The organism is Streptomyces sp. NPDC127106 (genome assembly GCF_042677605.1).
Taxonomy (GTDB): domain Bacteria; phylum Actinomycetota; class Actinomycetes; order Streptomycetales; family Streptomycetaceae; genus Streptomyces.
Genome location: NZ_JBHXTC010000017.1, coordinates 88795 through 101335 on the forward strand (window position 1 = coordinate 88795; position 12541 = coordinate 101335).

General features: G+C 72.8%; 11 protein-coding genes. 1 reads left to right on the forward strand and 10 read right to left on the reverse strand.

All coding sequences use genetic code 11. The features are described 5' to 3' along the window. Positions 1 to 49: 49 nt before the first annotated feature. The 10 genes from hpnE to ACFVGY_RS17180 all read right to left on the reverse strand — a co-directional run bounded on the left by hpnE (position 50) and on the right by ACFVGY_RS17180 (position 10714). Positions 50 to 1429: a hydroxysqualene dehydroxylase HpnE gene (gene hpnE / locus ACFVGY_RS17135; RefSeq protein ID WP_385677485.1), complete on the reverse strand. Its 1380-nt coding sequence runs from the start codon at positions 1427 to 1429 to the stop codon at positions 50 to 52. After that, positions 1426 to 2385, reverse strand: a complete 960-nt coding sequence (hpnD, locus tag ACFVGY_RS17140) for a presqualene diphosphate synthase HpnD (RefSeq protein WP_385677487.1) — start codon at positions 2383 to 2385, stop codon at positions 1426 to 1428. Before hpnD ends, hpnE begins: the two co-directional genes overlap by 4 nt. Continuing rightward, the gene (gene hpnC, locus ACFVGY_RS17145; RefSeq protein WP_385677489.1) at positions 2382 to 3320 is read right to left on the reverse strand and encodes a squalene synthase HpnC; all 939 of its coding nucleotides are present in this window, start codon (positions 3318 to 3320) and stop codon (positions 2382 to 2384) included. The genes hpnD and hpnC overlap by 4 nt, the downstream gene beginning before the upstream one ends. A 375-nt stretch (positions 3321 to 3695) precedes the next feature. Further along, entirely contained in the window at positions 3696 to 4478 is a 783-nt protein-coding gene (locus ACFVGY_RS17150) for an ABC transporter ATP-binding protein (protein WP_385677491.1), read from the reverse strand. Beyond that, entirely contained in the window at positions 4471 to 5400 is a 930-nt protein-coding gene (locus tag ACFVGY_RS17155; protein ID WP_385677494.1) for an ABC transporter permease, read from the reverse strand. The genes ACFVGY_RS17150 and ACFVGY_RS17155 overlap by 8 nt, the downstream gene beginning before the upstream one ends. 96 nt (positions 5401 to 5496) lie before the next feature. Continuing rightward, positions 5497 to 6393: a glycosyltransferase family 2 protein gene (locus ACFVGY_RS17160; RefSeq protein ID WP_385677497.1), complete on the reverse strand. Its 897-nt coding sequence runs from the start codon at positions 6391 to 6393 to the stop codon at positions 5497 to 5499. Further along, complete coding sequence (locus ACFVGY_RS17165) at positions 6390 to 7169, reverse strand: CDP-alcohol phosphatidyltransferase family protein (RefSeq protein WP_385677500.1); 780 nt, start codon at positions 7167 to 7169, stop codon at positions 6390 to 6392. Before ACFVGY_RS17165 ends, ACFVGY_RS17160 begins: the two co-directional genes overlap by 4 nt. Continuing rightward, positions 7147 to 8208: an iron-containing alcohol dehydrogenase family protein gene (locus ACFVGY_RS17170; protein WP_385677503.1), complete on the reverse strand. Its 1062-nt coding sequence runs from the start codon at positions 8206 to 8208 to the stop codon at positions 7147 to 7149. Before ACFVGY_RS17170 ends, ACFVGY_RS17165 begins: the two co-directional genes overlap by 23 nt. Then, positions 8196 to 8948, reverse strand: coding sequence for a sugar phosphate nucleotidyltransferase (locus tag ACFVGY_RS17175; protein ID WP_385677506.1), 753 nt, complete (start codon positions 8946 to 8948; stop codon positions 8196 to 8198). Before ACFVGY_RS17175 ends, ACFVGY_RS17170 begins: the two co-directional genes overlap by 13 nt. Continuing rightward, on the reverse strand, positions 8945 to 10714 hold the full coding sequence (locus tag ACFVGY_RS17180) for a DUF5941 domain-containing protein (protein ID WP_385677579.1): 1770 nt from the start codon (positions 10712 to 10714) through the stop codon (positions 8945 to 8947). The genes ACFVGY_RS17175 and ACFVGY_RS17180 overlap by 4 nt, the downstream gene beginning before the upstream one ends. 402 nt (positions 10715 to 11116) lie before the next feature. On the opposite strand from ACFVGY_RS17180, the gene ACFVGY_RS17185 reads away from it, so the two are divergent. Then, complete coding sequence (locus ACFVGY_RS17185; protein ID WP_385677509.1) at positions 11117 to 12436, forward strand: methyltransferase domain-containing protein; 1320 nt, start codon at positions 11117 to 11119, stop codon at positions 12434 to 12436. The last annotated feature ends 105 nt before the right edge of the window (positions 12437 to 12541 follow it).

The window sequence follows — 12541 nt, forward strand, 5'->3', positions numbered from 1 at the left end:
GGCTCTCCTCTGTTCTCCGTGCGTGCTGTGCCGGTGGTGCTGATGATCGTCATGCCGCCTCCTGCAAGGGGTGGGCCCGGTGGCGGCCGAGCGCGGCGAGCGCGGCGTGGGCCGCGCTCAGGCCGCTCCGGACGGCACTCTCCATGGTCGCGGGCCAGCCGGTGGCGGTCCACGCACCGGCGAGATAGAGACCCGGCGTGTCGGTGCACGCCCCGGGGCGCAGCCGGCCGACGCCGGGGGTGGGGGCGAACGTGGCGGTGCGCTCCCGGGTGACGAAGAAGTCGCGCACCTTGGCGCCGCGTGCCGCGGGCAGCAGCCGCTCCAGCTCGGGCAGGTACTTGTGGCGCAGGACGGTCACGGGCTCGTCGATGTCGTTCTGGGCGACCGACTGGGACAGGGCCAGGTACTGGCCGCCGTCGGGTAGCCCGGAGGACTCCGTGCGGTCGAAGACCCACTGGACGGGGGTGCCGAGCGCGGCGAAGAAGGGGCGGCGCAGGACCTTGCGGTCGTAGACGACGTGGACGTTGAGGATGGGCGCGGTGCCGATGTCCAGCAGTTTGTCGGGGTCGGCGAGCGCGCCGGGCGGGAGCAGCCCGTGGGCCTCGCGCTGCGGGACGGCGAGCACGACGGTGTCGGCGTCGAGGGTCTCGGACTCGGTGGCGACCTGCCAGTTCCCGTCCTGCGTGCGGGCGATGGAGGTGACGCGGGTGCGCAGTGCGGTCCGTACGCCGGCGGCGTCGAGCGCGGTGCGGGCGAGGGTGTCGTGGAGGTCGCCGAGGGGGACCCGGGCCCAGCCGATGTCGGCGGCGCCGCTCTCGGAGAGCAGGCCGGTCTTGAAGACCATGGCAGCCAGTCCGAGGGAGGAGTGCTCGGCGGTGGCGTTGAGCGTGGCGATGCCGATGAGGTTCCACAGGGCCTCGACGGTGCGCGGGCTCTGGCCGTGGCGGCCGAGCCAGGTCGCGAAGTCCAGCCCGTCCAGGGCCGGGTCCGCGGGGTCCAGGCCGCGCAGGGCGAGGGCGGCGCGCCCCACGGCGGCCCGCTCGGCGAGCGAGAGGTGCGGGTAGCGGGCCAGCGATCCGGCCAGGTGCAGCGGGACGGGCAGGGCGCTGCGGCGGAGCCGGCCCAGGCGCGGCCCGCGGGGGTGGCCGACGTCGAGGACGGGGACGTCGAGCCGGTCCTGGAGCGGGGCGAGGGCGGCGCCGTCGATGCGGTCGAGGAACCACCGGTAGGCGGTGCAGCAGCGCAGGTAGACGTGCTGGCCGTTGTCGACGGTGAGGTCGCCGCGCTTGAAGGAGAAGGCGAGGCCGCCGAGTCGGGGCCGGCCCTCCAGGAGGGTGACGCGCACGCCGGCGTCGGCGAGTTCCAGGGCGGTGGTGACGCCGGCGAGACCGCCGCCGACGACCACGGCGTGGTGCGCGGTGGCGGTCACATCGCCCTCCTGGTGCGTTGGCGCGAGACGGTCCGCGCGTCGAGGCCGGACAGGCCGCGCACGGCGACGTACGCCTTCTCGTGCGGGGGCAGGGAGACCCGGCCGCGGAGCACCGCCTCGGGTTCGCGTTCGATGCGGTCGAGGAGGCGGCGGTAGATGCCGGCCATCGCGGCGACGCAGGCGCCGCTGCGCCGGTCGAGCATCGGCAGCAGCCGGTAGCCCTCGGCGAACAGGGCCCGGGCGCGCCGGACTTCGTGGTGGACGAGGCCGGCGAAGTCGGCTCCGGCGGGGAGCCGGCCGTCGGCGAAGCCCTCGTCGCAGCCGAACTTGGTGAGGTCCTCGGTGGGCAGGTAGGTGCGCCCGTTGCCGGCGTCCTCGCGGACGTCGCGCAGGATGTTGGTGAGCTGGAGGGCGAGGCCGAGGGTGTCGGCGTAGTCGCTCGCGCGCCCGGCTTCGACCGCGCCGGCCGCCGTGCCGAACACGCCGAGGGAGAGCCGTCCGATGGCCCCGGCGACGCAGCGGCAGTAGACCTCCAGGTCCTCCCAGGTCTCGTAGGTCTCGCCGCGGACGTCCATCAGCACGCCGTCGATGAGCTCGTCGAGGCCGCCGAGCGGGATGGGGAAGCGGCGCGCGGCGTGGGTGAGGGCGACGGCGACGGGGTCGGTGTCGTCCTCGTCGACCTGCCCGTCGCGGATCCGGCCGAGCAGGGCCCGGGTCTCCTCCAGGCGGGTGAGCTTGGCGTCGGCCGGGAGCGTGCCGTCGCCGATGTCGTCGACGCGCCGGGAGAAGGCGTACAGGGCGGACATGGCCTGGCGCTTGTCGGTGGGCAGCAGCCGGATGCCGTACGCGAAGTTGCGCGCCTGCGCGCCGGTGACGGCCTCGCAGTAGCTGTAGGCCGCCTGGACCGGCGCGGACGGCGCGGTCGTGTGTGCGGAACCCTCCACGGTCGGGCTCACCCCTTTCTCGGCGCGGTGCGCAGGACGGCGGCCACCTCGCGGAGCAGGCCGCTCCGGGTGGGCCGCGGCGGGCCGGACAGTACGTCGAAGCCGGCGCCGGCGACGGCGCGCAGGGCGGCGCGACCACCGCCGACGAAGCCGGCGAGCAGGAGCCGGAGCCGGCCGTCGACGCTGCCCACGAGGGGGGTGCCGGCGTCCAGGAGGTCCCGGGCGCGGGCGGCCTCGTAGGCGATGAGGGAGCGTACGGAGGCGCCGGCGGTGGGGGCCTTGAGGTCGGTTTCGGCCACGTGGAAGCGGCGGAGGTCCTCGGTCGGGAGGTAGATCCGGTTCCGGTCGAGGTCCTCGGCGACGTCCTGGACGTGTTCGATGATCTGCAGGGCGGTGCAGATGGCGTCGGAGCGGCGGATCCGCTCGGGGGTGGCGGTGCCGGTGAGGGCGAGGACGAGGCGGCCCACGGGGTTCGCGGAGAGCTCGCAGTAGGCGAGCAGGTCGCCGTGCGTCGCGTAGCGGCTGACGTGCTGGTCCTGGCGGTTCGCGGCGATGAGGCCGAGGAACGGCTCGGGGGTGAGGCCGTGGGCGCGGACCACGGGCTGCAGGGCCTGGAGGAGGGGATGGCGGGGGCCGCCGTCGGTCGAGCCGAAGACCCGCCCCAGGTCGGCCTCGAAGGCGTCGAGCATGGCGAGCCGGTCGTCGGCGGCGGCTGGGTCGAGGCCGAGGAGGACGGCGTCGTGGCCGCCGGGGGCGAGGTCGCCGTCGCCGATGTCGTCGACGAGGCGGGCGTAGCCGTACACCGCCATCAGCCCGTCGCGCCAGGCGCGGGGCAGGAAGGCGGGGGCTACGGGGAAGTTCTCCGTCCGGGCCTTGCCGAGGGTGGCGCGCGCGTGGGCGTCGGGGGCCGGGATCTGCCGGGGACGGATGCCGTGCGCCGGGGTCACCGCCCGCCGCCCGCGGCGCGGACGGCCGTAATGCCTGGGGGCCGGAGAATTCCCGTAGCCATTGCCGTCACATCTCCCGTTCTACACTGCCGACGCAATACATCCTATTTCGGACACGCCGCCGGACTTTCCCCGGGCTGTCCCAGGCCGTTCACCTGCGGGGAATCGTCCCCTCTTGCCGCGGTTCAGGGCCGCCCCAGCTTACGCTGTACAACCCCGCGGAACCTTCCGGGGTATTCGCACCGGTACCGAATGTCGGCCCGAATTGCCCCGGACGCGCCCCCGTCAGACACGCCGGGTCAACACCCGGACGCGCGGGGGGGACAGGCCGAGGCCCCCGCCGCACGGGGCGACGGGGGCCTGCGGTGCCGGCGGTCAGTGACCGGTCGCCTTCTCGTAGGCCGAGACGACCTCTTCGGTGGGCCCGTCCATCAGCAGCTCACCCTTCTCCAGCCACAGGACGCGGTCGCAGGTGTCCCGGATGGACTTGTTGTTGTGGCTCACCAGGAAGACGGTGCCCGCCTGCTTGCGCAGCTCGCGGATGCGGTCCTCGGAGCGCACCTGGAACTTGCGGTCACCGGTGGCCAGCGCCTCGTCGATCATCAGTACGTCGTGGTCCTTGGCGGCCGCGATGGAGAAGCGCAGGCGCGCGGCCATGCCGGAGGAGTACGTGCGCATCGGCAGGGAGATGAAGTCGCCCTTCTCGTTGATGCCCGAGAAGTCGACGATGTCCTGGTAGCGCTCTTGGATCTGCTCGCGGCTCATGCCCATGGCCAGACCGCCGAGGACCACGTTGCGCTCGCCGGTGAGGTCGTTCATCAGCGCCGCGTTGACACCCAGCAGCGAGGGCTGGCCGTCGGTGTAGACCTTGCCCTCCTCGCAGGGCAGCAGGCCGGCGATGGCGCGCAGCAGGGTGGACTTGCCGGAACCGTTGGAGCCGATCAGGCCGATGGCCTCGCCGCGGTAGGCGGTGAACGACACACCGCGCACGGCGTGGACCCGCCGGACGCCCGGCGCGTCGCCCTTGCCCCTGCGGAGTATCTTGCTCAGCGCCGCGGTGGCGCTGCCCTTGCCGGAGCTGCCGGTGTTGACGCGGTAGACGATGTGGACGCCGTCGGCGATGACGGTGGGGACACGTCCCCTGTTGTTCTCAGCCACGGCCGTAACGCTCCTCAGCCTTCCAGAAGTACACGAATCCGCCGACGCCGATCAGGACGGACCAGCCGAGGGCGAAGGCCCAGACGTGCGGCGGCAGGTTCTCTCGGCCGTAGCCGTCGATCAGGGCGAAGCGGATCAGGTCCATGTAGATCGCCGCCGGGTTCCACTGGAGCACGTCCGCGATCCACGCGGGCTTGTCGTGGAGCATCTCCTTGATGGAGAACATCACGCCGGAGGCGTACATCCAGGTGCGCGTCAGGAACGGCATCAGCTGCGCGAGGTCCGGGGTCTTGGCACCCATCCGCGCGAAGATCAGGGCGAGGCCGGTGTTGAAGACGAACTGCAGCACCAGCACCGGCAGGACCAGCAGCCAGGACAGCCGCGGGTAGTTGCCGAACGCGACCACGGTGACGAACACCACGATCATCGAGTACAGGAGCTGCTGGAGCTGCTGCATCGAGAAGGAGATCGGCAGGGAGGCGCGCGGGAAGTGCAGGGCGCGGACCAGTCCGAGGTTGGACGGGATGGCGCGCACGCCGGCCATCAGCGAGCTCTGGGTGAAGGTGAAGACGAAGATGCCGATCACCAGGAAGGGGATGTAGACGTCGATCCCCATCCCGCGGCCCGCGTTCATGATCAGGCCGAAGACCAGGTAGTAGACCAGCGCGTTGAGCAGCGGCGTCGCCACCTGCCAGATCTGGCCGAGCTTGGCCTGGCTGTACTGAGCGACCAGCTTGGCCCGGGAGAACGCCAGGATGAAGTGGCGCCGGTCCCACAGCTGCCGTACGTATCCGGCGAGGCTGGGCCGGGCGCCGCTGACGGACAGGCCGTACTTTCTGGCGAGCTCGGCGGGGGACAGCCCCGCGTCTTCGGACGGCGGCTTGCTCGTGGCGAGGGCGCCATCCTGGGTTGTGTCACTCACAAGTTGAAACTTTCCGTCTTCAAGATGCGGCAGTAGGTGGCATCGGGCGTGGGACGCACGGACCGTGACCGCGCCATGTTCTCAGACACCGGAGCGTCAGATGACAGGCGGTCGCCCCAGCCGGGTCAGCCGCCAGACCGTGCGCCACCTCATGGGGCGCCGGGGACCGCAGGGGGTGGTCCATCCCTCCTTGAAACCGCCGAACCAGGCCTTGAGGGCCGGGACCGAGGGCCTGCGCAGGAGCGTCAGCAGCAGCCAGACGCCCACGTAGACCGGCACCAGCGGGGCGGGCAGGTTGCGGCGGGCGAGCCACACCCGGTTACGGGCCACCATACGGTGGTAGACCGCGTGCCGGGAGGGGGCGGTCTTCGGGTGGAGCAGCACCATGTCCGCCCGGTAGTCGATCGACCACCCCGCGTCGAGGGCCCGCCAGGCCAGGTCGGTCTCCTCGTGCGCGTAGAAGAACTCCGCGGGCAGGCCCCCGACCTGCTGGAGCACCGAGGTGCGCACGGCGTTGGCGCCGCCCAGGAAGGTCGTCACGCGGGAGGAGCGCATCGGGTCCGAGGCGCGCAGCCGGGGCACGTGCCGGCGCTGGGTCTCGCCCGACTCCGGGTCGGCGATCCGGAAGCTGATGATCCCGAGCCCGGGGTCCTCGGTGAAGGCCTGCCGGCACAGCTCGGCGGTGTCGGTGCGCTCCAGCAGCCCGTCGTCGTCGAGGAAGAGCAGTACGTCGACGTCGTAGCCGTCGCCGCTGCCGAAGGCCTCGATGCCGACGTTGCGGCCGCCGGGGATGCCCAGGTTCTCGGGCAGGGTGACGGTGCGCACGTCCGCCGGCAGGTCCGCGAGGCCGGCGACCTCGACGCCCTGGCCGACGACGACGACCTCGACGGGGTCGCCCTGCTGGCGGGCCACGGAGTCGATCAGCGCCTTCAGCTCGTCGGGGCGGTTGCCCATGGTGATGATCACCGCGCCGACGCGCAGCGGGGCGCTCACCGCAGCCTGCTGGAGACGAGGACGGACACCAGGTGCAGCACCGTCTGCAGCAGCGCGATGCCGGCCAGGACGGCCACGCCGAGCCGCGTGAAGAACAGGTCGCCCCGCATCTGGTCCACGACGGCCAGCACCAGGACCAGCAGCGACGCCTCGATGCCGAGGATCAGCCGGTGGAACTTCAGCGCGGACGCCGCCCGGCGGGCGAGCGCCATGCCGGACGAGCGCGGCTCGGCCGCGGCCTCCTTGACCGGGGCCATGCCGGCCTGGTGGCGGGCGACGCCGACCAGGTCGGTCTCGGCCTTGATCAGGATCGCGCCGAGCGCCGCGAGGGTGCCGAGGAAGGCCCACAGCCAGTCGATCCGGCCGCCGCCCCACAGGTCCGCGGCGCGCAGGCCGAGGCCGACGAGCACGGCCGCGTCGCACAGGTAGGCGCCGACGCGGTCCAGGTACACGCCGGAGAGCGAGTACTGCTTCTTCCAGCGGGCGACCTCGCCGTCGACGCAGTCCAGCAGCAGGTACAGCTGGACCATGACGACGCCGAGGACGGCGCCCCAGATGCCCGGCACCAGCAGGGCCGGGGCGGCCAGGACACCGGCCAGGGTCATCAGGTAGGTCAGCTGGTTGGGCGTGACCTTGGTGCCGACCAGGAGGCGGGTGATGCGCAGGGAGACCTCGCGCATGTAGAGGCGGCCGCCCCAGTGCTCGCCGCTGCGCCGGTCCTTGACGCCCGCCGGGTGCACGACGGGCCGGAGTTCAGCTACGGATGGTCTTGGCATAGTCGGCGTACGCGTCCCTGATGTCGGTGGCGGACAGGTTGAGGTGCTCCAGGATCGTGAAGCGTCCCGGGCGGGTCTGGGGGGCGTACTCCACGGCGGCGACGAACTCGTCCGCGCTGAACCCGATCTCGGCGGGCAGGACGGGCATCCCGTGGCGGCGCAGCACCTCGACGAACAGCCCGGACTGCTCGGCCGCCCCCCGCAGGTGCATCGCGAAGGCGGCACCGAGGCCGACCTGCTCGCCGTGGAGCGCGGAGCGCCCGGGGTAGAGCAGGTCGAAGGCGTGGCTGATCTCGTGGCAGGCACCGGAGGCGGGCCGGGTGTCGCCGCTGATCGACATGGCGATGCCGGTGAGGACGAGCGCCTCGGCGAGCACCGTGAGGAACTCGTCGTCCCCGCAGCCGCCGGGGTGGCGCAGGACCGACTCCCCGGCGGTCCGGGCCATGGCGGCGGCCAGGCCGTCGACGTGCTCGCCGTTGATCCGGTGCGACAGCTCCCAGTCGGCGATCGACGAGATGTTGGACAGGGCGTCGCCGATGCCCGCGCGGACGAACCGCGCCGGGGCCTCCCGGATCACGTCGAGGTCGATGACCATCGCGATCGGCGTGGGCACCCCGTAGGAGCCGCGGCCGTTGTCGTTGTCGAGGGTCGCGACGGGCGAGCAGATGCCGTCGTGGGAGAGGTTGGTGGCGATCGCCACCATGGGCAGCCCGACCCGCGCCGCGGCGTACTTCGCCACGTCGATGATCTTGCCGCCGCCCAGGCCCACGACCGCGTCGTAGCGGCGGCCCTTTATGTCGTCGGCGAGCTTGACCGCGGAGTCGATGGTGCCGTCGACGACCGGGTACCAGTCGGCGTGCGGCAGGGCGGGCTCCAGCTTGGCGCGCAGCACCTGGCCGGAGCCGCCGCTGATCGCGATCGCCAGCTTGCCGGCGGCGGAGATCCGCTGGTCGGCGAGGATGCCGTCCAGCTTGTCCATCGCACCGCGGCTGATGTCGACGACAACGGGTGAGGGGATGAGCCTCGTCAGTACTGGCATGCGATCGTCCGGCCCTTGGCGAGGTCGTCGTGGTTGTCGATCTCGACCCACCTGACGTCGCCGATGGGGGCCACGTCGACCACGAAGCCGTCGTTGACGAGCTGCTGGTAGCCGTCCTCGTAGTAGAGGTCCGGGTCCCGCTCGAAGGTGGTCTTGAGCGCCTCGGCCAGGGCCTCGGCCGCCTCGGGCTCGATCAGGGTGACGCCGATGTACTCACCGGTCGCGGTGGCCGGGTCCATCAGCTTGGTGATCTTGCGGACGCCCTGGCCGTCGGCCGTGATGACCTTCATCTCCTCGTCGGCCAGCTGCTTGACCGTGTCGAGGGCGAGGATGATCTTCTGGCCGTTGCCGCGGGCGGCGAGCAGGGTCTGCTCGACGGAGACCGGGTGGACGGTGTCGCCGTTGGCGAGGATCACACCCCGCTTCAGGACCTCACGGGCGCACCACAGGGAGTAGGCGTTGTTCCACTCCTCGGCCTTGTCGTTGTCGATCAGCGTGATCTTCAGCCCGTACTTGGCCTCCAGCGCGGCCTGGCGCGCGTAGACGGCCTCCTTGCGGTAGCCGACGACGACGGCGACCTCGGTGAGGCCGACCGCGGCGAAGTTGCCGAGGGTCAGGTCGAGGACCGTCAGGCTCTCCTCGTCGCCTTCGGGGCCGACGGGCACGAGGGCCTTGGGCAGGGTGTCGGTGTAGGGACGCAGGCGGCGTCCGGCACCGGCAGCGAGGACAAGGCCGATCATGCTGGTTCTCCTTCGTCATGTACGGCGGGTGCCCCGGAGGAGACCCAGAAGCGGATGCTCTCCACGAGCACCACGAGTGCCACGAACACGGCGAGGACCGTGAGCGCGACGGGGAACGCGTCCCGGGCGAGGACCGCGGCCAGGACCACGGTCAGGAGGACCCGGCCGTCATGGCCGCCGATGGTCCACACCAGCCACCGCGGGGGTGCGCCGGAGCCTCCGCGGATGCGGTAGACCGTGTCGTAGTGATGGTAGGCGACCGCCGCGACCAGTCCGAATGCGGCCGGGAGGGCCCCGGGGACGTCCGCCTTGACAGCCAGCACCAGGACGGTGAGGTACTCGGCTGCCCGGAAGAGCGGCGGAAGGAGCCAGTCCAGGGCTCCCTTGAGCGGGGTGGCGACGACGCTGCCGCTGATCACCACGTACAGCAGCGCGCACATGGTCACGGTCCAGTTGCCGTAGGGCTGGATCCAGGCGGCCCCGACCACCAGTGCGGCGCCGAGCGCGGCGAAGAACAGGCGGAGCGGCTGGCGGACCGCGGACCGGGCGACGGACTCGGCCAGCGGGCCGGAGTCGGCGAGGTCGGCCAGCGCCCCGGCGGCCCGGTCGGTGCGGACGGCCTTGCGGGTCACGGAGCGCAGGACGCGGCCCGCGGTCGTGTAGAGCGCGCCGAAGGCGCAGCCGACGAGCAGGGCGTAGAACACGATCCGCGGTGTGGTGAACGCGGTCAGCACCGCGATCATCGCCCAGCGCTCGCCGATCGGGAGGATGATCATGCGTCGCACCCAGACCGTCCAGCCGACGCTGTCGAGCCGGTCGGAGAGGGCGGCGGTGGGGCTCGTGTTGGCGGTGGCGTCGTGGTTGGCCTCGTTGAAGGAGAAGTCCACGACGTGCCGGCAGGTCATCAGGATCATCGCGCCGAGGGCGAGGCCCCAGACGTCGTCCCCGGTGCGGGCGGCGCCGAGCGCGAGGCCCGCGTAGAAGGAGTACTCCTTCGCCCGGTCGAAGGTCGCGTCGAGCCAGGCGCCCATCGTCGAGTACTGCAGGGAGTAGCGGGCGAGCTGCCCGTCGGTGCAGTCCAGGACGAAGGAGACCAGCAGCAGCACGCCCGCGGTGACGTAGCCCCAGCGCTCGCCGGTGGCGGCGGAGCCGGCCGCCACCAGGGCGGTGACCAGCGAGGCGGTGGTGACCTGGTTCGGGGTCAGACCGCGGCGGGCGCACCAGCGGGCGATGTAGCGGGAGTACGGGCTGATGAAGAAGGTGGTGAAGAACCCGTCGCGGGACTTCACGGCGGAGCGCAGCCGGACGGCCTCGTCGTCCACGGCGGCGACCGCGGCGGCGGCCGCCTCGCGCTCGGCCCCGTCGACGGGGACGGCGGCGACGAGGCTGCCCAGCTCGGGCCGCTGGACGGCGGTCCCGCCGGCCTCGACGGCGGCGGCGAGCCGGTCCGCGTACGGGCCGCTGCCGTCGGCCGGGAGCGCGACGGCCGCGTCCAGGGCCGCGCGGGCGGCGGGCTGGACGGTGAAGGCGCCGGGCACGGCACAGGCGTCGAAGCGGGGGTCGGTCAGCGCGAGCCGCAGCGCGTGGACGTGCCCGACGAAGCCGCTGTCCACCACGGCCACCCGCTGCCCGGCGGGTACGCCGGCCAGCACCGCGGCGGCCTCATCGGGCGCGGCGGCGGGGTGGACGTCGAAGCCGAGGGAGCGCAGATCGTCGTTAAGCGGTGATCCGGGGACCGGCAGGCCGGTAAGGATGACGGTCGACAGACGAACTCACTCCTTGCAGCGAACAGGCAGCGGGCGCCGCGCCGGGGCGGCGGCACGTCGGCAGAGGCTATCGGATGAACGGAATCCGGGGTTCACCACCCGTTTGCTCCCCGATAAGCCGAATATCCCGGACTCCGGGGCCCGGTGGGATCATCATCATCCGTGATCGCGTCGAGGTCCTACAAACCGTCCGGGTGTTAAAGTGGGGCGGCTCACGCCAAGCGCGTGTGATATGAACGGCACAAGTGATCTGAGTGACAGGAGGTGGGTTGATGACCGTCGCAGCGGCCGCTGCCGAGCGCAGCGCACTCCGGTTCGTCCCCACCTTCCTCCGGGCTGCCGGCCGGGCCTGATCACCACGATCCGGTCCATCGGCCGGGGCCCTCTCACCAAGGGTTCACGTTGACCAAGCACTCTGGTTCCCCTTCCCCTTCCCTTTCTCCTTCCGCACTCGCGTCCGCGTTCTTCGCCCTGCACCGCGGCCTGCCCCGGCAGGCTCCCGGCTCCGACGCGACCACCCGGCACCTGCTCTCCCTGTGCGGACCGCTGCCCGAGCGGCCGTGCGTCCTCGACCTCGGCTGCGGCCCCGGCCGCAGCGCCCTGCTGCTCGCCGCGGAGGCCGGCGCGCGGGGCGCCGAGGTGACCGCCGTCGACCTGCACGAGGACTTCCTCGACGAGCTGCGCGCCGCGGCGGCGGAGCGCGGGCTCGACGGCCGCGTCCACCCCCTCCACGCCGACATGGGCGCACTCCCCCACGCCGACGGGTCCTTCGACCTCGTCTGGGCGGAGGGCTCCGCCTATGTCCTCGGCTTCGACGAGGCACTCGCCCGCTGGAAGCGGCTGCTCGCGCCGGGCGGCACCCTCGTGCTCACCGAGTGCGAGTGGACCGTCGACGAGCCGTCCGCCGGCGCCCGCGCCTTCTGGGAGCGGCACGGGGACCTGCGCTCCACCGCCCGCAACATCGCCGCCGCCCAGGCGGCCGGATACCAGGTGCTGGGCGTCCACCGCCTGCCCGACTCCGACTGGGAGGCGTACTACGGCCCGCTCGGCGCACGGGCCGACGAGGTCGGGGCCGGCGCTGCCGCCGGGGCCGAGCCGGACCCGGCGACGGCCGCCGTGCTGGCCGGCGCCCGTGAGGAGATCGGCGTCCGGGCCCGGCACGGCCACGAGTACGGCTACACCGGCTACGTCCTGCGCCCGGTGACCGCCGGGGACGGCGGTGCCTGGCCGGCCCGGCCGGAGACGGCCGCCGACCGGGCCCCGGTGCGGGCCGTCCACCTCGCGGCGTTCGACACGCCGCTCGAAGCGGATCTCGTGGACGCACTGCGTGACGACCCCGCCTGGTTGCCGGGCCTGTCGTACGTGGCCGAGGCCCCCGACGGCTCGGTCGCGGCGCACGCCCTGCTGACCCGCTGCGAGGTCGACGGGGTGCCGGCGCTCGCCCTCGCCCCGGTGGCCGCCGATCCGGCGGTCCAGCGCTCGGGGGCGGGCAGCTCCGTGGTCCGGGCGCTGCTGACGGCCGCCGGGGAGCGGGGGGAGGCGCTGGTCCTCGTCCTCGGCCACCCGGCGTACTATCCGCGGTTCGGCTTCGTGCCGGCCTCCCGGTTCGGGATCCGGGCGCCCTTCGAGGTCCCGGACGAGGCACTGATGGCACTGGTGCTCGACGGTTCCGTCCCGGTCCCGCGGGGAACGATCACGTATCCGGCCCCCTTCGGGGTCTGATGCCGCAGGTGGTGGGGGGGGGGGCGCGGCCCCCCCCGCACCCCCCCCCCCCCCCGCGCACGCGCGCGGGCGCGGGCTGGGGCGCGGGCGCAGCGCGCTGGGAGA